This window comes from Fictibacillus phosphorivorans (genome assembly GCF_007673525.1).
GTDB classification, from domain to species: Bacteria; Bacillota; Bacilli; order Bacillales; family Fictibacillaceae; genus Fictibacillus; species Fictibacillus phosphorivorans_C.
Map to the genome: position 1 here is coordinate 1,909,142 of NZ_VDZU01000001.1, position 22,528 is coordinate 1,931,669.

Below are 22,528 nucleotides of genomic sequence, written 5' to 3' on the forward strand. Positions count from 1 at the left end.
GAATCTCTTTTAAACACGCACATATGCAATGTCCTTTGTTTGTCTTCAGAATATTCCTTTCGAATTTATTAGCATTTTAGTATATGAAGGGAAATTTTTCATGTATAGGTGAATATCTCAAAATGCTGCCAAGTGAAAAACTCTTTCTAGGTTGGGAAAAACAACAAGTGACACCTATCTTTACAAGGCCTTTTTGACTACAATTTTCCCAAGTTCACAATCAAAAATTATAGGTATAATTAACCATATAAGGGTGATTTGTATAGTCCTTTTTTATTACTTGATTTGTATTTACAGAGAAAGGGTTGAAGAGTTTGAAGCAATTGTTATTACCGGATAAGCTATTATCACAATGGCATCCTACAAAAAATCAGGGTATTGAACCGTGCCAGACTAGTTTTGGCAGTTATGAATACATATGGTGGGTCTGTTCAAAAGGGCATGAATGGGGAGCGACTATTCGGGAGCGCTATAAGAAGAACCTGGAATGTTCGGATTGTGTAAGAGAAGAAAGAGCGTTAAAACGATCGTATCAGTTTGAAGAGGTAAAAAGTGAAACGTTAGCGGAGGCAGATCCTGAGCTATGTCTGCAATGGCATCCCTCGCGTAACAAAAATCTTGCCCCTGCTGATGTAAACAGTAAGGAGGATTGGCCACAAAGATGGTGGGTGTGTCAAAGGGGACATGAGTGGGAAGAAACCGTGAAAGATCGCGTACATAACCTTAAAAGTGTATGTGTATATTGCTCGGACAAAAAAGCATACGAAAAGAACAGTTTGGCTGCAGTTTATCCCGAACTAGTAAATGAATGGTCTACCGTTAATAATGATAAAAGTCCACATGATGTGGTTTACAACTCTAATGAAGAAGTGGCATGGGTGTGTGAAAAAGGACATGTATGGCGGGAAAGAATTCGAAAAAGGATTAAGAACAATTCTCGTTGTCCCGAGTGTATAAAATTTGAGCAATCCCTATTCAGTATGTATCCAGAAATTGCAGCAGAATGGCATCCCGATCGCAATGGTACATTGTTCGGGATTCATAAAACACCTAAAGATGTTTCCGTTACTTCATACAATAATGTTTGGTGGCTGTGTAGAAATTGCGGAGAAGAATACACCGCTAGGGTGAAGGATCGTGTGAAGGGAGTAGGCTGCATTTCTTGTTCTTCTTAAAAATACCTAATATTAGTGATACTAACTATCGAAAACAGTTAACCAACAGTGTGATTTACTAGAATGGAATCTTCATATAAACTGATAAGTAATGAGACTCTGTAAATTTTATCAGTGATAAGGAGATACAATATGGAAATCTTTTCGCAATACCTAGCTGGCATTGATAACCCCCATCACAGACATCGAATGGAGGAAGTTTTGGAATGGATCGCACAAAAATATCCTAATCTAGAACCGCAATTCAAGTGGAACACACCGATGTATACTGATCACGGTACATTTATCATCGGTATTTCAATGGCTAAGCAACACATGAGCATTGCTCCTGAAGAAATTGCAATGGTAAGGTTTGCTGAAAGTATTGAAGAGGCTGGTTATAGCTCAACAAAAGGCTTGTTCCGTATTCGTTGGAAAGATGAAGTGAATTATGAACTGCTTGAGAATATAATTGAATTTAATATACAGGATAAAGCAGAATACACGAAATTTTGGCGTGAGTAATGATCGTAAGCATGATGTAGAAAAAACATTCTGAATTACATCTTTAACCTTCGTAAACCTGAACGGAACATCCAAAAGAAGGATATATGTTTCTTTTGGATGTCGTTTGTCATAGAAGGATATTTGAAATGAATAGTCACGGTGGGAAGCTCCAACAGGAAAAAGTATTTCTGAGCAACCAAACGCAAATATTCATAGTCTTCTTGAAGCATAGATTAAAGGTGAAATTAAGTTAGAAGATTATATTTCACAGATTAATAACCTCGCTAATGCAAAGTATCAAGAAGCTAAGAAAGCCATTGAATAAGGAAGAATACTTTTATTCTTGCTTTGATGCATTTCATGTAGCAGGGAAATGCATCTTTTTTGTTGAAAATATAGCTGTGCAAAAAGTAATCAAATGTTGATCAACGGAAAGGTGGTTTATTTTATGGAAACAAGTAATAATGTAATTATCACGGTGGAAACAACCGTAAACAAACCGATTGAAGAAGTTTGGAAATGTTGGACGGAACCACAGCATATTACAGGGTGGAGCTTTGCTTCTGACGAGTGGCACGCACCGAAAGCGGAAAATGATTTGAGAGATGGCGGAAGGTTTCTTACAAGGATGGAAGCGAAAGATGGCAGCTTTGGATTTGATTTTAGCGGGACATATGATGAAGTCAAAACAAATGAATACATCGCTTATACGTTAGATGATGAAAGAAAAGTAACGATTACTTTCTTCAGCTTAGAAAATGAAACGAGAATTGTAGAAACGTTTGAAGCAGAAGCGTCGAATCCAGTTGAAATGCAAGAAGCGGGATGGCAAGCGTTCATGGATAATTTTAAAAAGTACTGTGAATCTCAAAACTAATACTGTTTTAAAAGAGAGTGTATTTCTTTAAGTAGAAATGCACTTTTTTGTTTGCCTATATTTTCAGCTACGAAACTTAAGAAAGTCTTAAGATTTTTGCTAACTAAATGTAAAGGATTGCTGTGTAGAATAAAGATAATTTCAAATATATGCCATGCTATAATGCAGAAGGGAGTGTGAGAAAATGAATGAATTTAACGTACTTGTTGTAGATGATGAAAAAGAAATTCGAGATGCGATAGAGATCTATCTGAAAAATGAAGGAATCACAGTTGTTCAAGCTGGAGATGGCATTGAAGCAATAGAGAAATTAGACGAACATCCGATCTATCTAATTGTCATGGATATTATGATGCCAAAATTAGATGGTATCTCGACCACCTTTAAAATACGAGAACAAAAAAACATACCGATTATTATCTTAAGCGCGAAGAGTGAAGATACCGATAAAGTTCTAGGATTGCAGATCGGAGCGGATGATTATGTGACGAAGCCATTCAATCCTTTGGAGTTGATTGCACGGGTTAAATCTCAGCTAAGGCGTTACGTGACTCTGGGTACATATGAGGGAAAGACAAATCTAATCGATCTGAACGGTCTGACACTTGATAAGGAAGCAAAGGAAGTCGCGATAAACGGGGACTCTGTAAAATTAACACCTATCGAATACAAGATCGTGGAGTTGCTCATGTCTTACCCTGGAAGAGTTTTTTCCATTAATGATATATATGAGCGAGTTTGGAAAGAACCCAGTTACAATGCTGAAAACACAGTGGCTGTTCATATCCGAAAGATTAGAGAGAAGATTGAGATTGATCCGAAAAATCCTAGATATTTAAAGGTGGTATGGGGAATTGGATACAAAATGGAAAAATAGAAGCAAGTGGATTGTTTGGGTCATGCTGTTGACCTTTGGAATCAGTGGAATCGTTTCAATACTCGAAAATGGTCATTGGTATTTTAAAAAGGACTACTTTCATACAGAAGAATTCAACTCACAATTTGAGGAATTTATCAATTATATAAGTATTTCTGAAATCAATTATCTTTCTGAAGATGAGCTTAAGGACAATATAAAAGTTTCTAAAGAAGAGATTGAAGAACATCGCACGCGCTATGGAAGTCTATCAGAGCAAATAGCCGATATCAAAAGTCAGTATGACGGCCAGATTGATGAAGCGAAGGCTGCTAAGAACGATGATGTTGTTAAACTTTATGAAGAACAAAGAGATGCAAAAGTTAAAGATATCATGGAGAACTTCAAAAGTGACGATCATATCAAAGCTAAGATCGTGAAGGAAAAAGAAAAAGAAGTAGAGACACTTGTTAAAGAAAGACAAAGTTATATTTCTGATTATGATCCTGACCTTTTGGGTTTCAACTACTATTTGGTGGATATGAACTCAAAAGAGGTATTTACTAATCTTTCTTCAGCAGAAAGCCCTGAAGATCTTAAGAATAAAACAAATTTGTTCTCTAGAGAGTATTCATCGTCATCTGAAAACGGCAACTTACGTATTAGTGGACCAAATCCTTTCATAGAATATCATTACGAATATTTTCCTCAAAAGTCAAATACACTTCAGGGCATAATTACTCTACCTGAACAAGGAAGTTGGCTACAAAAACAAGTAGATGATTTTGAAAAAAGACAAACGGTGTTTTACATTATTTCGATTTGCAGTATTGTGATTCTAATCCTTGTCTTTTTATGGGGCAGAAGACTTCATCCACTACAGATGACCTCTTCTTCAGACAAAGTAAAGATCTATCGTAGAATACCTATTGATATTCGATTGGGATTCTTATTGATCAGTTTGTTTTTTGCAATCATGGCAATTGTAATGAACGCACAAAACTACGATAACTTGGTATTTTCATTCACGTATAGTGACGGTCTATTCGAATTTCTGATCACAACGCTTATGGTGAGTATTACTCTTATTCAAACCACTTGGATCTACCGTGATGTGAGAAACAAACAGTTATATCGAGATGCGTTTATCTCTAAGTCAGCCCAATGGTTTTACATGTTAGTTTCTGATGCATTCTACAATAGAAGTGTTGCTATACAAATCATGCTGCTCCTTATCGTTATTTTCTTATCAGGTTTCGGGGCTGCAGTCGTATTCTTTCATCCCATGGCTTTCGTCGTTTATTTCATTCTGTTTTTATTCTTTACTGTACCGGTATTCCTCTACCTTTTTAAAAGAATAGGGTACTTTAATAGAATTATCCAGCACACGAACGAACTTGCGGCGGGACAGATGGAACAAGATCTTCCTCACAAAGGAAAATCGGCACTAGCCATGTTAGCTGGAAATCTGAACGTATTAAAACATGGTGTGAAAACGTCTAAGCGTGCTGAAGCAAAAAGTGAGAGGCTTAAAACGGAGTTGATCACCAATGTCAGTCATGATTTACGAACTCCTTTGACATCGATCATTACGTATACGGAACTCTTAAAGTCACAAGAAGTAACAAAAGAGGATCAGAATGCTTATTTAGAAATTATAGATCGCAAGTCCAAGCGTCTAAAGGTTCTGATTGATGATCTGTTCGAAGTATCTAAGATGGCAAGCGGGAATCTGGAGCTGATTAAACATAAAGTCGATATCGTCCAGTTGCTTCAACAAGCCATGGCTGAATACAACGAAACCATCAAAGAATCTTCACTTACTTTCAGGGTAGCAACGCCAAATGCTCCAATCCTTGCTAATGTGGACGGACAAAAGATGTGGCGCGTCTTTGATAACTTGATCGGCAATGCATTAAAGTATTCTATGGAGAATACTAGAGTATATGTGTCGGTTACAGAAGAAAATCGAAAGGTCATCGTTTCTTTTAAAAATGTCTCGAAGTATGAACTAGGTGGAAACTTTGAAGAACTATTTGAACGGTTTAAACGCGGAGACACATCACGTCATACTGATGGTTCTGGCCTCGGTCTCGCCATCGCAAAATCCATTGTAGATCTTCATGAGGGCAGCATGGACATCGATGTTGACGGCGATCTGTTTAAAGCTACAATTGAACTGGACTCGGTGAAATGATGAAAATAAACAAGAAATTCTTACTTGGTATGACGATTGTATTGTTTAGTATTTTCGGATTTGCGGATAACGCAGGAAGTCCTAAATTGAAGGAATCAGTTAATGTAACTAAGATACTTCAAACGAGTGAATAGATTGTGTTAGTTAGCACTTCTTCTAATGAGAGGAGTGCTTTTTATCTGTTTGCACATTGGAGTGGGGGTATGTTGAGGTGGTGTAAGTTAAGCAACTGATTGTTGATTTATAATAATTGAAAATGGACAGATTAATGAGGGAAATGGACAGATTAAGAACAAGATTGGACAGATTATGATCCCAAACGGACAGATTATGATTCCAAACGGACAGATTATGATCCCAAACGGACAGATTATGATTCCAAACGGACAGATTATGATCCCAAACGGACAGATTAACTGAAAACACCATTAAAAAACTCCATTGAAAAAAACAACGACCAGATTATTATCCGGTCGTTTTCCCAATTATTACGTTCATCTTCACCTTATTTACTGATCAATCTCAAACATATATCGATTCGTCTGCACACTTACTCCGAGTACAATCCCCATTAACATCATATTAGACAAAAGTGAGCTGCCTCCATAACTCAAAAAAGGGAGCGTAACCCCTGTTACCGGCAACAAACCAATATTCATGCCTACATTCTGAAAAATCTGGAACGAAAGAAGTCCGATTATGCCAGAACACATATACCCGCCAAACGAGTAATTAGACTTTACGCCTAATATTACGATTTTATAGATTAATAAGAAGAATAGACTTACTACGATGGATGTACCGAGAAAACCTGTGTCTTCACCAATAATGGAAAAGATAAAATCAGTGTGAGCTTCAGGTACATACATGATTCCTTCCATCCATCCCTTACCGGAATACCAACCTGAACCGATCGCTGTAATCGCTTGTTTCGTTTGGTATCCTTGGTCGGTGTATTCAAACGGATTTAACCAGCCGTTTATCCTACTTCGTTGGTGAGGAAGAAGTAAGACGAGCAGTTTCGTCTGAAAAAAGTCATTGAATTTAAAATAGATGACGATTAATGCTGTCAAGACGATAGATGGCAGTGAGATGACAGCCAAAATGATCTTCCAGCTTACTCCTGATATGAATATGATGGACAGAATGATGGAAAGGTAGAGCATGATCATTCCTGAATCTGGCTGTATGGCAACAAAGATAATAGGAGCTAAACTAGCTAGTCCCATTTTGTAAATTAGATATAGATCCGATTTTATCGTTCGTTGAATATATTGGTAATTGTGAGATTCAACGATATTACTAAGAACTAAGATTAAAGCGATCTTCATGAATTCTGATGGCTGAAAAGAGCCAAGGAAAGGTAATTGATACCACGCTTTTGAACCGTTGATCGGCTTTGCAATACTTTCTGGTGCAAAAATTAACATCACAATAAAAAATAAAACAATGCCATAAAAATACCAAGACATTCTTTTAAGTTGCTCAAAATCAAGCCTCGCTATAGCTAACATCAAAATGGTACTTAATGTGTACCAAAATATCTGCTTTGGAACAAAATTATCATTATACTGACCTGATTGTTGGCCGCTATAGATGAACATTAAGCTAATAATTGATAATAAGAAGAGTATAAATAGAATTCCGTAATCCAATTTATCTATAAATGTTTTACTGTTGGGAGTCTCCATGTACCGCACTCATTCCTGTTTTTCATTATTTTACCAAAAATAATGATACCACATTTTGGCACCCATGAGGCAAGTTTAAACCGTTACGAAAAATTGACTTTATAAAATAGTGTGATATGATTAACTAACGACCGTTCGGAAGGTGGTTTACTAATGACTTATGATCAATTAAAACAAACAGCGCTCGTCCAGTTTGCACAACTCGGTTATGAGGGTGCTTCTTTGGCAATAATCGCAAATGAGGTAGGGATTAAAAAGCAATCGATCTACACGCACTTTAAGAGTAAGGACGATCTTTATATACAAATATTTAAAGATGCAACAGATTGTGAAATAGATTTTATTAAACAATTTGTACAAGATCAGCAATCTCAAACACTGAAAGATGTTTTATTTAGATTTTTAACAGAGTATCTAAATCGATTCGAACAAAACAACAACATGAAGTTTTTTATGCGAACGTCTTTTTACCCGCCAGTGCAGCATGAAGAAGTGATAAAAGCGGGAAGTAACAAATTTGTTGATCATTTGGAGCATTTATTTACGTCATTTAACGAACAACATTTGGATGAATTACGACCGGATGTTACACCCGAATCAGCAGCTCTTGCGTTTCTTACGATGTTAGACGGACTTCTTGTTGAGTTAATCTATGGAATTCCAGAAAGACTGCAAAAAAGATCGAAACAGTCATGGTCCGTTTTCTGGCGGGGTATTAGTAGTGAAAGTGGTGAATAGTAATGAATCGTGCGTGGGCTTATGTTTTATTAGGATCAGTGTTTGAAGTGTGTTGGGTAATTGGTTTAAAGCATTCATATAATTTCTTGACGTGGACAGGAACCACAATTGCCATCATCTTTTCCTTTGCACTTCTTATTTTGGCTACGAATAAACTTCCTGTGGGTACAGTTTATGCCGTATTTACTGGATTAGGAGCAAGTGGGACAGTTTTGATGGAAATGCTTGTTTTCGGTGAGCCTTTTAAAATGTTAAAAATTATACTCATTCTTGTTCTTCTTGCAGGAGTTATGGGACTTAAATTAGTAACAGGAAAACCAAAATCAGAAGGAGGGGTTCACTAATGGGCTGGATCTTTCTGGTGTTTGCAGGTCTGTTTGAGGTAGTGGGTGTTACAGGAATGAACCTTGTTGCAAAAAGAAGAAACATTCTTTCATTTCTTGTTCTTGTTATAGGATTTAGTAGCAGCTTTCTTTTGTTGAGTTTTGCAATGCAATCATTACCGATGGGTACCGCTTATGCGATCTGGACAGGTATCGGTACTGTAGGTTCGGGACTTGTAGGAATCTTATTTTATGGTGAATCAAAAAATGGTCTAAGAATTCTGTTCATGGCAATGGTGCTTAGTGCTGCAGTTGGACTTAAACTGATTAGCTAAGAAGGAGAACTTTGTTGTTAAGTAGAATTAACCTCACTATACAATATTAGTAGAAGAGGGATTCATTTGACGATTCATGATACGTTTCGATTTGGTTCTCATGCCATGATATTTAACGCAGAGAATAAGGTGCTATTGTTAAAACGAACTTACGGAAACAAAGGTTGGAGTTTGCCTGGAGGTGCTGTGGATTCAGGCGAAACGATTCATCAGGCATTGTCTCGCGAATGTAGAGAAGAACTTGGTATTGATGTGATAGATCCTGTTTTAACGGGATTTTATTTTCACAGTACAATTAACACTCAAGCAGCGATATTCCGATGTATGATCTCAGAAGATGCTGGAATTGTTCTCAGCTCAGAACACTCAGACTACAAATGGGTCGATATAGGTGAATTGAGTGAGAGTCAGCGTATTCGAGCACAGGATGCTTTACGTTTTCGAGGACAAGTTTTTAGTAGAGCTTTCTAATATTAATCTGAATTAGGTAAAAAACGTGCATTTCTTCCAAATGGGAGAAGTGCATTTTTTTATAAAAATTATAGATAGTAATACCTAGAAAATTCGTCGTTTTGACAAGGATATGCTTAGAAGTTGTCGAAAATCATGTAAGGTAGGTAATCAAGGAAGTAGGGAACTGTATGTTAGAGTCGATACAAAGCATGTGCTTACACGTGGTCTTTATCCTTTTTACAATCCTTATTTATCAAGTGTTCTTTAATGAAAGAGATGAAGAACGGAAGAAAGTTACTTCGAGATTCTTTTTGCTCATGCTTATCATTTTAGTTTTCACGATGAGCCAGCCAGTCGTTTATTCTGAAATCTATAAATATGATTTTAAATCGGTTGCCATCATATTGTCGTTCTTATACGGTGGGAAAAGGGTAGGGTATTTAAGCTTATTTGTCCTACTGGTGATGGGTTACTGTACAGATCAGAACTTAGCCGTTTTGCTAGGAAATTACATGGTCCTCTGTTTATTGTTATTGCCCATAACAAAGCTCTTTCATCGTTACGGCATTAAAGGCAAGATTACCGTTATTAGTTTGTTCTTTTCACTGATTCCCATAACAAGAGGAATCTCACTTTTAATAATAGGAGATGAGAAGGAACTCATTTTTGAATTAAGTTCTTCGTTAATCGTATTGGCAACGTTAATTGCAGTCGTGCATTTAATCGAGAACATGAACGAGCAGATGGAAATGAGACAAGAGCTTCTTCGAACGGAAAAGATGAACGTGGTCAGTCAGCTTGCGGCTTCTGTAGCACACGAAATTCGAAACCCTATGACGTCAGTAAGAGGGTTTATGCAGTTGATGCAAAAAGAAGATCTAACAAAGGAACAGCAAATGTACATAAGTATTTCGATTGAAGAACTTGATCGAGCACAGGAGATCATTAATCAATATTTAGCGCTGGCTAAACCACAAACAGATCAATACGAAATTATCGATCTCTCATCTACCATTCAACAATCAATAGATGTGATGCACTCTTATGCCATTTTGAATAGTATACATATTTCGCAACACGTAGAACCTTCTCTAAAAATTGAGGGGCTAAAACTGGAAATTCAACAAGTATTGATTAATATTATCAAGAACGCCATTGAAGCGATCAAGGAAAAAGGTGAAATTAGGGTATTAGCATTCAAGAATATCAACGGTTATGTATGTATCGAAATTAAAGATAACGGTATGGGCATGTCTAAGGAACAGCTGAAAAAACTAGGCAGTCCGTATTATTCTACTAAAGAAAAAGGAACGGGACTCGGTTTAACCGTATGCCACCAAATAATAAAACAGATGGGTGGACGAATTACGATTGATAGCGAGTTGAAGAAGGGGACATCTTTTACGATTAAACTTCCTTCTAAGTGAGGGTATGGATACGAGTTGGTAGGAACAGGAGTGAAATTTATTTTATCAAGAAAAATAGTAGCGGCTTCTTTGTCTGGCACAATTTTTGCCATCATTTTAGGCTTCTTTATACCCGATCCTTTTGGAGATGAATCTTTCAATTCATTTCTAAGCTATGTATTTGCCAGTATTGGAATAATCCCTGTTTATATGATGTATAGCTTTCCAGCAATATTAATCTATGGTGTATTAACATCAGTAGTTAGTGATAAAGTTGGAGAATTTATTTCTATTAAATCTTCAAATAAAAACGCAGAAATCATTATTTCTGCCGCATTACATATGATTTTCGGGTTAATCTTGCTTTGGTTTAGTCTAGGGGCCGCTGTCTTGTATTTTATAACTGATAGGATATTGAAAAGAAGAAATGAAAAAATAAAGTGGTATAATGCGTTAAATAGTCTAGCCATACCTTTTCTCACATGGATCGTTACAATGGGAATGAGTTGGTTAAAAGATCTATAAAAACAGTTAAAATTTCACGATATTAGATTAGAGTACGTTAATGGAAAGTAATTTAAATTAATAAATATTATTTATACTATAGTAAATATATTTTATGGGGGATAGCTAGTGAATAAGTATGGTAAACTTTCACTTTTGATGGTGGGTATATGTATCATTCTATCTTTTTTTATAAATGAAAATATCAAATACCCAGGGATCTTTTTACTGGTATTTGGAGTTTTATATCTATCAGGTGTAATATTCGCTATATTATCAAAAAAGTGGACCAATATTGTCCTAGGTATTTCGTTAAACAGCATCACATTTGTCTTCTTCTTTTTTTTGTTGCTAGCAATGAATATTGGAGAAGCATAAAGTAACCTATAAATTTAAGCACAAAAAAACGATCAGAAAATCTCTGATCGTTTTTTGTGCTAACAACCTGTATTATAATTTTTGAGAAAGGGAGAACGTTCTACCATGCTCAGCTTGCTCAACTGATTTTGTTGATAGTCCAACAAACACAGCCGTTAGTGCTAGTGAAGTGATGATGATACCTGCAGCGAATTTTTTCATTTTAGTGCCTCCTTTTTTTGTAAAGCGCGTTTTGCTTCGTAAGACTCTTTAAAATAATAACTAGCTTTATTGTGGTTCTCTTTGTTGAAAAAGACCTGTGCAAGTTCTCCAGCATAATCTTCTACGAAACCAAAGAGTTCGTGTTGTTTAAAATAGTCGTTTCCTTCTTTAACAATACGTTCAAGCTCGTTAATATCTGTTGCCTGATTTAAGGCGTTCAGAATTTTGAAGTGATGAAGATATTCTTCATTCGCGAGCTGGATTCCTTTATTGAAGAACGGTATTGCTTTTTCTTCATTATTCAATCGATAGAATTCTCGAGACAATAAGAAGTGTGTCTTATAAAAGGCTTCTTCTTCCTCAAATACCTCTAACAAATAGCGTACTGCCAGTTCGGACATGTTTTGTTCAGCATACAGATAACCGATGTTGTATTTGATCAGTGAGGTATATGACTGATCGATACGCTTGGCGAGATCAAGTGCGCACAGAAAATGTTCTTCTGCTTTTCCATATTGTTTTAAAGATAGAGAAGCGAGACCCAGAATATTTTCACAACCGGATTGAAGCAGTTCATAATCTTCCGCTTCGGATAACGTTTTCAAAGCTTCGTTCGCATAATCCAGTGCTGTGAGTGGCTGACGGATATGATAATACAACACAGCAGCTTTATGATAAAAGTCTGCTCGCACAATATCATCCGTCATGTTGTTCAATACGTTTAATAGGTTAAACGCCCGGATAAAACGCAATTCTGCTATTTCATAATTTCCTTCAGCTGTTAACAGCATTCCAGTAATTAAGTTCATATAGTACCCAAAAATATCTGTTCGATTAAGATGAACATCATTTAATGTATCTAGAATGGCGTGTGCAGAAGTTAGTTCTTTCTTCAAAATCAAGTAACGGCTGTTTAACAATTGATAATACAACTGTGTAGACGGGTCTTTAATCTGTGTAATTTCACTCTTAATCTCGTTATGTATACTCTCTGATTGTTGTATGTGATTTGTCCGGATGGCAGTATGCCACCGCTCGAGTGACTGTGTGATGGGCTCTCTAGTTCCGACGTTCATGGAAAACTCCTTTCTATAAGACTTGTAATTTAAATCTAACATAAAATGGAAAAATAATACTTGGGAAAATCCTATGCTAGAGGGCAGCATAAAGTGACAAGATCCTCATCAATTTTCCCAATAATCTGACACTGTTGGGGATACCTTATTATTTCGATTAATGAAAACATGATTATGAGGGTGGAAGGAGTATACTGGCTTTTATGGAATTAAAGTTCTTAGAGTCTAAATAGTAACGAAACAAAAAGAGAGAAGTGGGGAGTGAGAAAGCTGTGTTTTTGAAGAAAACCTCTCAGTATGGAGAAAAGCAGAATGTTTCTTACTTAAATGGAAAGATCCGTTTTCAAGGTGTCTCACTAAATGTTTACAGTTATCTCGTGGATGGTGTATTAATCGATACCGGTGCGCAGTCTTTACATCAGCATTTCAAACCATTTATTGATCAAGCAGATTTTGACCAAGTCTTTATAACGCACTTTCACGAAGATCATACAGGGTGTGCGAATTATATAGAGAAAACAAAAAAAGTCCCCATCTATTTAGATGAAAAAACAATTGATTATTGTGCGAAACGAGCACATTATCCCTTGTACAGACAGTTCTTTTGGGGAAGAAGAAAACCATTTCTTGCGCAAAAAATGCCAAGTGAATTTCGGTCTAGGAATGCGAGTTGGGATGCCATACCTACTCCAGGTCATGCACTGGATCATCATGCATTTCTAAATCGAGAAACAGGTCAGCTGTTCACAGGTGATCTATATGTAATGGAAAGGACGAAAGTGGTCCTCGAGGAAGAGAGCATTCCTACTATTATTCAATCATTGAAACGGGTTTTAACGTATGACTTTCAAGAAGTGTTTTGCAATCATGCGGGGTTTGTTAAAGATGGAAGGAAGGCACTTGAACGAAAACTAAATTATCTACTAGGTATACAGCATGAAGTATTGTTCTTACAAAAGCAAGGTAATACCCCTGAAGCCATTTGTGAGAAGCTTTTTCCAAAGCGATTCCCCATCATCAAATTTTCTCGTGGTGAGTGGGATTCAATTCATATTGTTCAATCCATCATGAAAGAGAATCATGTCATCAACTCATAACTATTTATGAAAAAGAGGTTAGACAATGTCGAGTAAACAAGATCATAAAGTAAGCATTCGTACGATTCGTGTTGAGGATGCAGAAGCTATTCTACAGATACAGCGTGAAGTGATTTCTGAACACGATTATTTTATTGCGGTTTCAAAAGAATTTAACAAGACCACAGAAGATCATCAAGAATGGATACGAAATATTCTAAAGCATGAACGTGAGACGATGCTTGTGGCCGAGTTTGACGGAAATGTAGTGGGATGGATCGTTTTTCGGTCACAAGAAAGGATGAGAATGCACCATACAGGATCGTTTGCCATCATGTTACAGAAAGAATGGAGAAATAAAGGGATAGGAAAATTAATGATTCACGAGCTCTTATCTTGGGCTGAAAAGCATCCGGTCATTGAAAAAGTTACGTTAGGTACGTTCTCTACCAATACTAGAGCAATAGAATTATATAAGAAACTAGGATTCATAGAGGAAGGTCGAAAAGTAAGAGAATTTAAGTTTGGCAACGGCGAGTATGTTGATGATGTGTTGATGTATAAGTGGGTAAATTAAAATTCAGTGAAGAGGGGGAACTTGCTTATAACGAAGTTCCCCTATGTTCGTCTAAATATTTCTCTCATTCACAAGCTTCCTTTTTGCTAATGCTAAAAGAATCATACCTCCTACAAGGATCGACGTATAAAGTATGAGCTTGCTATTTGTTATTGAAAAATCTTTTACGAGAAGTACAGAAAACGCAAGAGTCGTTGTTGTGAACAGTTTAGAGATTGCAGCAACGGTTAAGAATCTACTGAACCTGACTCCGCTTAATCCCGCTCCGATACAAATGATTTCATCAGGGAGAACTGGAATAACAAACATGAAGACTAAAAAGAGGACTTCGTTTCTTCGCACATAATTTTGGTACTTCGCGAGTTGTTCCTTTTTAATGAGTCGCGCGCAAATTCGTTGACCGCCAACTCGTGCAATAAAGTACATGACTACTATACCTGAAAGTGTTCCTATAAATCCCAAACAAATGGCAGTCATAGGTCCGAAAACGCTGCTAGCACCAGCAACGGTTAACACTTCAGGAAGCGGAAGAATAATTGGTTGTGCAAAACAGATCGCTATATAGATCCATGCTGTAGATTCATGAAGTTGTAACAATTTTTCAACGCCATACATGTCTGTTAATACCAACAACTTGGTAATATAGAAGGTTGCGAGTAGTAACATGCTTCCTGCAAATAGATAGATAAGTAATAGTCTAGTGATTTTTAAGAATTGCATGTTCATTTTAATTAAAAAAAGACAGTCAATCATGGCAAGGAACAAAACAAGTGCTAATCCAAACCATTGAAAGACTGGTGTAAGGGTTGGCAGCAACTTTAAGAGTATGACAAGTGTTAATGATGTTAATAATACGTGTGAAGTAATTTCAAGAGTTAATTGTTTTTTTGAAAGACTGTCAGTCATGGTTGGTTCTCCATTTTAATGTATTCTATAACGTAAGTTTAAACACTTGGAAAATGATGAGACAGTTTCTACAGATGTAAAAGGATTAAGCCTTAAGACGTATTTGGTATAAAAACACAAAATATTTCGACAAATTCCAAAGTATATATAGATGGTTTTATGTTTGAATGGTAAAATATTACTATGCAGTATAGATATTAGGGACATTTGTACTGTTGTTCATTTCCATGGGGTAAAAAATTTGGAGGAGGTTATGAATGAAGCGTAGAATTGTGCACGAAAAATTGGATAAGTATTTAATAACGAATAAGACCATTGCCATTCATCCTTTTATTAATCAATGGGGAAGAGTTTGTGCTGAAATTTATGAAAAAGACGCCGTCATCCTTGTTGAGAAAAAGCCTTTTCGAATCATCAAAGATTCCTGTCCGTACTATGGAAGTACATACGATGGCAAGAAAGATGCAACACAAATAATTTTGGGGAGGATGTGCTTTCCTCCGATTATGATTGATACGAAGCTTGATATATTCTTTTTTCCCACGAAATCACCACGAAAAGACTCCTGCATTTGGCTTTCACAGCCACACATTGACGATATTATATCCGTTGACCGGAAAAAGGTTAGAGTAATCTTCTCAAACGGAATGGACCTACCTATTGAAAGTACCTCCCGAGCCCTTAAAGGCAAACTCCATCGTGCAGCTCATTATAGAAGTGTACTAATCAATCGAACAAATCGAAGTCTAGAAAATGATAGAGAAGAAAGTTTAGAAAGCAGTGATTTAATTTTTACGTGAATCATTTTTTCGAACAGGAGCGCCTGATGAAGAATTACAGGCGTTTTTGTTGTGCAAATTTAGTTAGAAATACATATATACTTGTGCATTCTTCTGTAAAAAACTTTAACTAACACCTTTGTAAATACTGATGTCGAAAGAGTTTGGGCACACTATTCATATAATTATCACTTTTTATCGGCTTTCAAATAATTTATAATTATCATATAATAAAGATATTAAAGACTTAAATATTAGTAATACTAGTTGATACGGTTTTCATGAAAACAGGAAAAGCAGCTACCAAGTTGTCTCTATATGTATGAGACAATGGCTTTTTACTGTAAATTTTAGGTGAAAAGGTTGATAATGATGAGCAACAGAGAAACGAACACAGACGTCCTTTTAATCGGCGCTGGAATCATGAGTGCTACATTAGGGACGATCTTAAAAGAAATAGCTCCAGAAATGAAAATTAAGGTATTTGAGAAACTTGATAAAGCAGGAGAGGAAAGTTCAAACGAGTGGAACAATGCTGGAACAGGGCATGCTGCACTTTGTGAACTGAATTACACATCGGAAAAACCAGATGGCTCTATAGATATATCGAAAGCGATTGAAATTAACGAACAGTTTCAAGTGTCTATGCAGTTTTGGTCTTATCTTGTAGATCAAAAGTTGATTCGTAACCCAGAAGACTTCATCATGCCTTTGCCACATATGAGTATGGTTCAAGGGGAAAACAATGTAGCCTTTTTAAAGAAACGTATGGAAGCGCTAACAGAGAATCCTCTTTTCCAAGGGATGGAATTCTCAGATTCTCCAGAGAAATTGATGGAATGGATTCCTTTAATCATGGAAGGCCGTTCGTTAAACGAAAGTATCGCAGCTACTAAGATCGATTCAGGAACTGATGTGAATTTCGGCTCACTCACTCGCATGTTATTTAGTCATCTTCAAAGTAAGAATGTAGATGTTAAATACAAACATAGCGTGGAAAACTTAAAGCGTACTTCCGACGGCTTATGGGAACTAAAGGTGAAAAACCATAACTCAGGTTCTATTGAGCGCCACACAGCGAAGTTTGTTTTTATCGGCGGTGGAGGGGGAAGCCTTCATTTGCTTCAAAAATCCGGTATTCCTGAAGGAAAACATATCGGTGGATTCCCAGTAAGCGGAATCTTTATGGTATGTAAGAATCCTGAAGTGATTGACCAGCAGCACGCGAAAGTATACGGAAAAGCTAAAGTAGGGGCACCACCAATGTCTGTTCCTCACTTGGATACACGGTATATTGACAATAAGAAATCGTTATTGTTTGGACCATTTGCGGGATTCTCACCAAAGTTCTTAAAAACGGGATCTATGCTTGATCTCGTGACTTCTGTAAAACCTAATAACGTTTTAACGATGTTAGCTGCAGGTGCTAAAGAAATGTCACTAACGAAATACTTGATTCAACAAGTGTTGTTGTCAAAAGAACAGCGCATGGAAGAACTGCGAGAGTTTATCCCGACTGCCAAGAGTGAAGATTGGGATCTTGTTGTAGCTGGGCAACGTGTTCAGGTTATCAAGGATACAGAAACAGGTGGAAAAGGAACGCTTCAGTTCGGTACAGAAGTGATTACTTCCGCTGATGGTTCGATCGCTGCCTTGCTTGGTGCATCACCTGGTGCGTCCACTGCTGTTCACGTTATGCTTGAAGTGTTGAACAAATGTTTCCCAAAAGAGATCGGAAAATGGGAACCAAAGATTAAAGAGATGATTCCTTCTTATGGTCAGCGATTGATGAACAACCCTGATTTATTAAAGAAAGTACACGCTACTACAGCCAGAACTCTAAAACTTGATGCGAATGAACCTACTTTAGCTGATTTTTCTGAAATAGAACATACCGTTTTACATGAAAAGATTTAGCGTTACTGTTCAATAGAGCCTTAATTAAGGCTCTTTTTTGCTGTTCTTTTATCTATGACGAAGGGGTTACCTACCTTGTTATCGAATGTAAATAAGACTAAATTATGACTAGGAGTTTTAGAGATGAATACGGTTAAACACAATAGTAAGGCTTGGGATAAAAAGGTTGAAGATGGTGTGAGCTATACGAAGGCTGTCTCGAATGATGTAATTGAAAAAAGTAAATTAGGAGATTGGCGTATTACCGTTACAACAGAAAAACCAGTTCCTAGAGGTTGGTTTCCAGAGTTATTAAACGGGGTGAAGATTCTTTGTCTTGCTTCTGGAGGAGGTCAACAAGGTCCTGTGTTAGCTGCTGCTGGGGCAGATGTTACTGTTATCGATATATCTAAGAAACAGTTAGAAAATGATCAATTGGTAGCAGAAGCAAACAATTTGAGTTTAAGAGTAATACAAGGAGATATGTGTGATCTCTCCATGTTTGATGATGGGGAGTTCGACTTGATCGTTCATCCTGTGGCGAATGTGTTTGTGGAGGATATTTCTCCCGTATGGAAAGAAGCATCCCGTGTTTTAAAAGATAGAGGCGTACTTATCTCTGGTTTTACGAATCCATTGCTGTTTATTTTTGATGATGAAGAAGATCAAAAGGGAAATTTAGTGGTAAGTAACAGCATTCCTTATTCCACTCTCGATTCTATGACTGAAGAAGAGAAGTCTGCGTATCTTAAGGCTGATGAAACGATTGAATTCGGGCATACGTTAGAGGACCAAATACAAGGACAGATTGAAGCAGGTTTCGTGATTACAGGATTATATGAAGATGATTTTGGTGGAATCAGAGCGATTGATACCTATATTAAAAGTTTTGTAGCAACACGCGCGGTTAAAATGAAACTTAAGTAAAGAGGGGAGAAACTAGCCTAGAGGTATAAACTCAACTAAGCTAGTTTTTTTCTTTATTTTTGGATAGATAATTCTTGGCAAAAAAGTAGGCACTTACGGTAAACAATTGTGTGATTTTTTTGTCTTCTATTAGTTCTTCTATAGCATCAAAAGGGAAAATCTTAACCGTTACGTCTTCGTTATCATCTAAGTTTGGAGATGATGACTGGAAGGCATCTAAGATTAGAAACGTTATTACCTTGTTAGTTTGGGTAGCAGGGTTTACCGTAAATTCTCCAAGTAGGATTGGTTTTTTTAGAGAAGTGTAGCCTGTTTCCTCTTGAACCTCTCTTATGATCCCCTCCTCATAGGATTCACCTTCTTCAACTTTTCCAGCCGGAACTTCTAAAAAGAAGTCGTTGCCAGGATGACGGTATTGTTCAACAAGTATGATCTGTTTATCTTTAGTTAAGACGATTGCATTCACCCAGTCAGGATATTCATGAACATAATAGTCAATGGGTTCCTCTTTATTTTGCAGCTCGAAGCTGTCTTTTCTTAGATGACCGAAGGGAGTTTTGTAGATGTATTCTGATGTTATGGTGCTCCGTCTTGCCAAGAGATCATTCCTCCTCATGCTTTTCTGATTGGTTGCGTAACAGTTCAAACTCGTTTTTTATTGTAGATAGTTCATTCTTTATATGTGTAAGGTTTTTAGAGTCATTAATTCCGGTTCTCACCGCTAGATATATCACGAAGAATAAAATGACATAACCTGATAGTGCTAATAGAATCTCCATGCTCTTATCCTCCTAATGTGGATGATTTCCACTCTTCTCGAAGAATCCCCATCCTGATGGAATCATAATATTCTCCGTTGTAATAGCGGCATTTTCTCATTCTTCCTTCCATTTTCATGCCGATTTTTTCACCAACTTTAATCATCCGTTCATTTCCTGACCATGTTGTATATCCAACTCGGACGAGCGGAAGCGTGTTGAACAAGTGATTGATCCACAGAATAAATGCTCTAGTTCCATATCCACCGCTCCAATACTTGGGATTGTAGATTCCAATTCCCATCTCTAACCAGCGAGAAGGCTCGTGCTCCCAATAATAGCTCACGGTTCCAACCAACTCACCAGCGACTTCTATTGCCCACCGTTGATCATGATTCACATAGTGATCTTTGTTCCACATAAATTCATCAAAAGGAATTTGTTTGTGTTCAAAATATGGCGCATCCCATAGTTTCCATTCTGGTTCCTTCTCTTTATAAATGAGTTCCCAAAGCTTGGGGAGGTCTCCTTCTATGATGGGTCGAATACGTAATTCCTTATCGTGATATGACATTCTTTTCCTCCGTATTTTTTGAACATTTACTTTAATTTTATGATACCATTATTTGTAAAGGTAATCTTATATAATTTTGGGGGATTTATGAAGATAAAAATCATACATACAAACGATCTTCACAGTCATTTTGATAACTTTGCGAAAGCAGTAACCTTGATAAATCAGCATAAAGACGAAAACACTTTATTGGTGGATGCAGGTGATTTTGCTGATTTCAAAAGCATCGAACTACAAGGTACAAGAGGGTTGGCTGCGGTTGAGCTTCTCGGTGCCGCTGGTTATGATTTATTAACGGTCGGCAACAATGAGATGTTTAATGGGGCGAAGACGTTAGAACATATGGCCACTCAAAGTACAGTTCCATTCATCAGCAACAACCTTTTCAAGAAAGACAAGAAGACGATTCCTGGCGTTCATTCGAGTGTGCTCCTCACGAAAAATGGACTTCGTATTTTCGTAACTGGCGCTTCACCTGACTTAGGAGCTTTTAATGAGGGATTAGGATTTCATGGTGAAAACTACATTATCGCTATAGCTGAAGAACTGGAACGTAACCGTGGGAAATACGATCTGTGCATCCTTCTGAACCATGTTGGAACGCTAGCGGATACAGAATTAGCTAAAGAGATATCTGGTATCGATGTAATCGTTTCTTCGCATGATCACGTTCTATATAAAGAAGCACAAGTAGTTAATGATACGTTCATCGTAAGTGCCGGGAACTTTGGTGAACATATTGGTGTATTAGAACTTGAAATAAACGGAACACATAAAACCCTTTTACAATCTGCGGTTTATTGTACAAAAGATTCGAAACCAGACGAAGAGATCTTATCCATTCTTAAACGAAGTAAAGAAACCGCCATTGAGATTTTAGGGAAACCTTTGTATAGAATTGATGAACCGTTATGGCACGATGTGATTAGTGAGAATCCGATCACAAATCTTATCGCAGATGGTTTAAGGGATATGCTCAATACCGATATAGGTTTGATAAACAGTGGGATTGTTAACGCTGGAATCTTTTCTTATCTTTCTCATAAAAAAATGATAGAGATCTGCCCATCTCCTTTGAATCCAACCTCCTTCGAGATTCAAGGTAAATATATTATGGAAGCCGTTCAACAATCCCTTGATGTCCAACATTGCTTAAAAGATGGAAAAGGACCGGGTTTCAGAGGGAAGTATGTAGGGAGACTGCATATTTCAGGCGCAGAAGTTGTTTTTGATGGATTAAAAGTGGTTGAAATGAAGATAGGCGGTGAAACAATTGATGAAGGAAGATGGTACTCTGTTGCTTCATCAGATTATCTTCACCGAGGGTCAGGCTATCCTTCACTTGCTACCAACCGAAACGAATATTACCAACCAGAAGAGATCAAAGAAATTATCAAGATTTATGCCGACAAAACAGAGTTTGTAAGAAGAGCGTTTGATACAAGATTTACTGAACTACAAAAGATTAAGGGGTGAACACCTTGGAATGGTTAACTTTTTTTATGGCTGCGACAGCCTTCATTTTTGTGTTCCAAGAAATAGAAAAACGTAAGAAAATTGAAAAACGACTTCAGCAGTTAGAGGAACAACAGAAATAAGTTCAAATCTTGGACTAGGAGGTTGGATATAATGGAGAATTGTGTATATTTTAAAGATACCTTTTTCTCATCAGGAAAAACTGACATATTCAATGGCGAGCAACAGAAACTTGGAGTCCTAGATCTAAAAAGCGCATTTTCATCAGGAGTAAGTATAGAGGATGAATCCGGAAGGGTAATCGTTGAAGGTAGCTTTCCTTTTTTATTAGGAAAGTGGGTCGTTAAACAACCTGATGGCAAGGAACTCGGCATGGTAAAATCCTCATTTGCGTTATTTTCTAAAAAATATCGTTATATGACAAATGAACAAAATTATGAAATTGAAGCTCCTGCTTTTTCAAAAGAGTATATCCTTGTAGATGAGAATAAGGCGGAAGTGGCGACGTTTAAAAAAGTGAATGGATTTTTCCAAGCTTCTGCTTATGAGTTAAAACATAACTCGAATCATTTATTAACAGAAGAGCTGATTGCTGTAGTTATGGGTGTAAATGCGATCGAAAAACGCAACTCTTCATCTGCAAGTGCTGGTGTGGGAAGCTCTGGTAGCTGAAATTAATCAATAAAAGAAGCTTTTTACTCAATGGGAGGAGAAAGTTGAGGGAAAGCTTCTTTTTATTGAGTCATGTCCATTTGAGATGGAAATTGCAAATGAATGTGCGCACGAAACATACAAGTGAAATTGATAAACCATATATCCACGGTAATTCCAAATAATTTCACGGTAAATGGCAATATATTCAC

General features: G+C 37.0%; 26 protein-coding genes. 19 read left to right on the plus strand and 7 right to left on the minus strand.

All coding sequences use genetic code 11. The features are described from left to right. Positions 1–314 precede the first annotated feature (314 nt). The 6 genes from FS458_RS09510 to FS458_RS20670 all read left to right on the plus strand — a co-directional run bounded on the left by FS458_RS09510 (position 315) and on the right by FS458_RS20670 (position 5,725). Positions 315–1,175: a zinc-ribbon domain-containing protein gene (locus tag FS458_RS09510; RefSeq protein ID WP_186320505.1), complete on the plus strand. Its 861-nt coding sequence runs from the start codon at positions 315–317 to the stop codon at positions 1,173–1,175. A gap of 132 nt (positions 1,176–1,307) precedes the next feature. Continuing rightward, positions 1,308–1,679 carry an iron chaperone gene (locus FS458_RS09515; protein ID WP_144699830.1) on the plus strand — a complete coding sequence of 124 codons (372 nt, stop codon included), beginning with the start codon at positions 1,308–1,310 and terminating at the stop codon, positions 1,677–1,679. Between the two features lie 430 nt (positions 1,680–2,109). Then, positions 2,110–2,538, plus strand: coding sequence for an SRPBCC family protein (locus FS458_RS09520; RefSeq protein ID WP_144699832.1), 429 nt, complete (start codon positions 2,110–2,112; stop codon positions 2,536–2,538). Between the two features lie 184 nt (positions 2,539–2,722). Beyond that, entirely contained in the window at positions 2,723–3,415 is a 693-nt protein-coding gene (locus FS458_RS09525) for a response regulator transcription factor (RefSeq protein ID WP_144699834.1), read from the plus strand. Next, positions 3,393–5,591 carry a histidine kinase dimerization/phospho-acceptor domain-containing protein gene (locus FS458_RS09530; RefSeq protein ID WP_144699836.1) on the plus strand — a complete coding sequence of 733 codons (2,199 nt, stop codon included), beginning with the start codon at positions 3,393–3,395 and terminating at the stop codon, positions 5,589–5,591. Before FS458_RS09525 ends, FS458_RS09530 begins: the two co-directional genes overlap by 23 nt. Then, positions 5,588–5,725 (plus strand): hypothetical protein, encoded by a 138-nt coding sequence (locus FS458_RS20670; protein ID WP_186320506.1) that lies wholly within the window; start codon positions 5,588–5,590, stop codon positions 5,723–5,725. The genes FS458_RS09530 and FS458_RS20670 overlap by 4 nt, the downstream gene beginning before the upstream one ends. Positions 5,726–6,100: 375 nt before the next feature. On the opposite strand, the gene FS458_RS09535 is transcribed toward FS458_RS20670, so the two are convergent. Next, positions 6,101–7,282, minus strand: coding sequence for an FtsW/RodA/SpoVE family cell cycle protein (locus tag FS458_RS09535; protein ID WP_144699838.1), 1,182 nt, complete (start codon positions 7,280–7,282; stop codon positions 6,101–6,103). Positions 7,283–7,435: 153 nt separating this feature from the next. Here FS458_RS09535 and FS458_RS09540 point away from each other — a divergent pair, with 153 nt between their 5' ends. The 6 genes from FS458_RS09540 to FS458_RS09565 all read left to right on the plus strand — a co-directional run bounded on the left by FS458_RS09540 (position 7,436) and on the right by FS458_RS09565 (position 11,062). Further along, positions 7,436–8,020, plus strand: coding sequence for a TetR/AcrR family transcriptional regulator (locus tag FS458_RS09540; protein ID WP_144699840.1), 585 nt, complete (start codon positions 7,436–7,438; stop codon positions 8,018–8,020). A 2-nt stretch (positions 8,021–8,022) separates the two neighbouring features. Next, positions 8,023–8,364 carry a DMT family transporter gene (locus FS458_RS09545; RefSeq protein WP_144699842.1) on the plus strand — a complete coding sequence of 114 codons (342 nt, stop codon included), beginning with the start codon at positions 8,023–8,025 and terminating at the stop codon, positions 8,362–8,364. Further along, entirely contained in the window at positions 8,364–8,678 is a 315-nt protein-coding gene (locus FS458_RS09550) for a DMT family transporter (protein WP_144699844.1), read from the plus strand. The genes FS458_RS09545 and FS458_RS09550 overlap by 1 nt, the downstream gene beginning before the upstream one ends. 66 nt (positions 8,679–8,744) lie before the next feature. Further along, entirely contained in the window at positions 8,745–9,149 is a 405-nt protein-coding gene (locus tag FS458_RS09555) for an NUDIX hydrolase (RefSeq protein ID WP_144699846.1), read from the plus strand. A gap of 170 nt (positions 9,150–9,319) precedes the next feature. Then, entirely contained in the window at positions 9,320–10,558 is a 1,239-nt protein-coding gene (locus tag FS458_RS09560) for an ATP-binding protein (protein ID WP_144699848.1), read from the plus strand. Positions 10,559–10,573: 15 nt separating this feature from the next. Continuing rightward, entirely contained in the window at positions 10,574–11,062 is a 489-nt protein-coding gene (locus tag FS458_RS09565) for a hypothetical protein (protein ID WP_144699850.1), read from the plus strand. Between the two features lie 429 nt (positions 11,063–11,491). On the opposite strand, the gene FS458_RS21020 is transcribed toward FS458_RS09565, so the two are convergent. Then, positions 11,492–11,620: a hypothetical protein gene (locus FS458_RS21020; protein WP_260858542.1), complete on the minus strand. Its 129-nt coding sequence runs from the start codon at positions 11,618–11,620 to the stop codon at positions 11,492–11,494. Continuing rightward, positions 11,617–12,696, minus strand: coding sequence for a tetratricopeptide repeat protein (locus FS458_RS09570; RefSeq protein WP_186320507.1), 1,080 nt, complete (start codon positions 12,694–12,696; stop codon positions 11,617–11,619). Before FS458_RS09570 ends, FS458_RS21020 begins: the two co-directional genes overlap by 4 nt. A gap of 272 nt (positions 12,697–12,968) precedes the next feature. Here FS458_RS09570 and FS458_RS09575 point away from each other — a divergent pair, with 272 nt between their 5' ends. Both FS458_RS09575 and FS458_RS09580 read left to right on the plus strand, forming a co-directional pair. Then, positions 12,969–13,793, plus strand: a complete 825-nt coding sequence (locus tag FS458_RS09575) for an MBL fold metallo-hydrolase (RefSeq protein WP_144699854.1) — start codon at positions 12,969–12,971, stop codon at positions 13,791–13,793. Positions 13,794–13,818: 25 nt separating this feature from the next. Then, positions 13,819–14,349: a GNAT family N-acetyltransferase gene (locus FS458_RS09580; protein ID WP_144699856.1), complete on the plus strand. Its 531-nt coding sequence runs from the start codon at positions 13,819–13,821 to the stop codon at positions 14,347–14,349. Between the two features lie 51 nt (positions 14,350–14,400). On the opposite strand, the gene FS458_RS09585 is transcribed toward FS458_RS09580, so the two are convergent. Further along, positions 14,401–15,255 (minus strand): TVP38/TMEM64 family protein, encoded by an 855-nt coding sequence (locus FS458_RS09585; protein ID WP_144699858.1) that lies wholly within the window; start codon positions 15,253–15,255, stop codon positions 14,401–14,403. 257 nt (positions 15,256–15,512) lie between these two features. On the opposite strand from FS458_RS09585, the gene FS458_RS09590 reads away from it, so the two are divergent. The 3 genes from FS458_RS09590 (at position 15,513) to FS458_RS09600 (ending at position 18,857) form a co-directional block, all read left to right on the plus strand. Then, entirely contained in the window at positions 15,513–16,055 is a 543-nt protein-coding gene (locus tag FS458_RS09590; RefSeq protein ID WP_144699860.1) for a competence protein ComK, read from the plus strand. A 351-nt stretch (positions 16,056–16,406) separates the two neighbouring features. Then, positions 16,407–17,951 carry a malate:quinone oxidoreductase gene (locus tag FS458_RS09595; RefSeq protein WP_144703455.1) on the plus strand — a complete coding sequence of 515 codons (1,545 nt, stop codon included), beginning with the start codon at positions 16,407–16,409 and terminating at the stop codon, positions 17,949–17,951. A gap of 123 nt (positions 17,952–18,074) precedes the next feature. After that, a complete protein-coding gene (locus FS458_RS09600; protein ID WP_144699862.1) occupies positions 18,075–18,857 on the plus strand; it encodes a class I SAM-dependent methyltransferase in 783 nt (260 codons plus the stop codon). Positions 18,858–18,897: 40 nt separating this feature from the next. Here the strand turns inward: FS458_RS09600 and FS458_RS09605 are convergent, their stop codons facing one another. From FS458_RS09605 to FS458_RS09610, 3 genes are read right to left on the minus strand one after another with little or no spacing between them, the layout of a single operon-like run. After that, positions 18,898–19,455 (minus strand): NUDIX hydrolase, encoded by a 558-nt coding sequence (locus FS458_RS09605; RefSeq protein WP_260858545.1) that lies wholly within the window; start codon positions 19,453–19,455, stop codon positions 18,898–18,900. Positions 19,456–19,459: 4 nt separating this feature from the next. Continuing rightward, positions 19,460–19,636 carry a hypothetical protein gene (locus FS458_RS20675; RefSeq protein ID WP_186320508.1) on the minus strand — a complete coding sequence of 59 codons (177 nt, stop codon included), beginning with the start codon at positions 19,634–19,636 and terminating at the stop codon, positions 19,460–19,462. A 4-nt stretch (positions 19,637–19,640) separates the two neighbouring features. Next, positions 19,641–20,189 carry a GNAT family N-acetyltransferase gene (locus FS458_RS09610; protein ID WP_144699866.1) on the minus strand — a complete coding sequence of 183 codons (549 nt, stop codon included), beginning with the start codon at positions 20,187–20,189 and terminating at the stop codon, positions 19,641–19,643. Between the two features lie 87 nt (positions 20,190–20,276). On the opposite strand from FS458_RS09610, the gene FS458_RS09615 reads away from it, so the two are divergent. Together FS458_RS09615 and FS458_RS09620 are read left to right on the plus strand one after the other, a co-directional pair. After that, complete coding sequence (locus FS458_RS09615; protein ID WP_144699868.1) at positions 20,277–21,665, plus strand: bifunctional metallophosphatase/5'-nucleotidase; 1,389 nt, start codon at positions 20,277–20,279, stop codon at positions 21,663–21,665. A 153-nt stretch (positions 21,666–21,818) separates the two neighbouring features. Then, positions 21,819–22,337, plus strand: a complete 519-nt coding sequence (locus FS458_RS09620) for a hypothetical protein (RefSeq protein ID WP_144699870.1) — start codon at positions 21,819–21,821, stop codon at positions 22,335–22,337. The last annotated feature ends 191 nt before the right edge of the window (positions 22,338–22,528 follow it).

Bases quoted from the DNA above. Each gene is read 5' to 3' on its own strand.
- FS458_RS09515 (WP_144699830.1), top strand. From the start codon at position 1,308: ATGGAAATCTTTTCGCAATACCTAGCTGGCATTGATAACCCCCATCAC.
- FS458_RS09520 (WP_144699832.1), top strand. From the start codon at position 2,110: ATGGAAACAAGTAATAATGTAATTATCACGGTGGAAACAACCGTAAAC.
- FS458_RS09525 (WP_144699834.1), top strand. From the start codon at position 2,723: ATGAATGAATTTAACGTACTTGTTGTAGATGATGAAAAAGAAATTCGA.
- FS458_RS20670 (WP_186320506.1), top strand. From the start codon at position 5,588: ATGATGAAAATAAACAAGAAATTCTTACTTGGTATGACGATTGTATTG.
- FS458_RS09535 (WP_144699838.1), bottom strand. From the start codon at position 7,282: ATGGAGACTCCCAACAGTAAAACATTTATAGATAAATTGGATTACGGA.
- FS458_RS09540 (WP_144699840.1), top strand. From the start codon at position 7,436: ATGACTTATGATCAATTAAAACAAACAGCGCTCGTCCAGTTTGCACAA.
- FS458_RS09545 (WP_144699842.1), top strand. From the start codon at position 8,023: ATGAATCGTGCGTGGGCTTATGTTTTATTAGGATCAGTGTTTGAAGTG.
- FS458_RS09550 (WP_144699844.1), top strand. From the start codon at position 8,364: ATGGGCTGGATCTTTCTGGTGTTTGCAGGTCTGTTTGAGGTAGTGGGT.
- FS458_RS09560 (WP_144699848.1), top strand. From the start codon at position 9,320: ATGTTAGAGTCGATACAAAGCATGTGCTTACACGTGGTCTTTATCCTT.
- FS458_RS21020 (WP_260858542.1), bottom strand. From the start codon at position 11,620: ATGAAAAAATTCGCTGCAGGTATCATCATCACTTCACTAGCACTAACG.
- FS458_RS09570 (WP_186320507.1), bottom strand. From the start codon at position 12,696: ATGAACGTCGGAACTAGAGAGCCCATCACACAGTCACTCGAGCGGTGG.
- FS458_RS09580 (WP_144699856.1), top strand. From the start codon at position 13,819: ATGTCGAGTAAACAAGATCATAAAGTAAGCATTCGTACGATTCGTGTT.
- FS458_RS09585 (WP_144699858.1), bottom strand. From the start codon at position 15,255: ATGACTGACAGTCTTTCAAAAAAACAATTAACTCTTGAAATTACTTCA.
- FS458_RS09590 (WP_144699860.1), top strand. From the start codon at position 15,513: ATGAAGCGTAGAATTGTGCACGAAAAATTGGATAAGTATTTAATAACG.
- FS458_RS09595 (WP_144703455.1), top strand. From the start codon at position 16,407: ATGAGCAACAGAGAAACGAACACAGACGTCCTTTTAATCGGCGCTGGA.
- FS458_RS09600 (WP_144699862.1), top strand. From the start codon at position 18,075: ATGAATACGGTTAAACACAATAGTAAGGCTTGGGATAAAAAGGTTGAA.
- FS458_RS20675 (WP_186320508.1), bottom strand. From the start codon at position 19,636: ATGGAGATTCTATTAGCACTATCAGGTTATGTCATTTTATTCTTCGTG.
- FS458_RS09610 (WP_144699866.1), bottom strand. From the start codon at position 20,189: ATGTCATATCACGATAAGGAATTACGTATTCGACCCATCATAGAAGGA.
- FS458_RS09615 (WP_144699868.1), top strand. From the start codon at position 20,277: ATGAAGATAAAAATCATACATACAAACGATCTTCACAGTCATTTTGAT.
- FS458_RS09620 (WP_144699870.1), top strand. From the start codon at position 21,819: ATGGAGAATTGTGTATATTTTAAAGATACCTTTTTCTCATCAGGAAAA.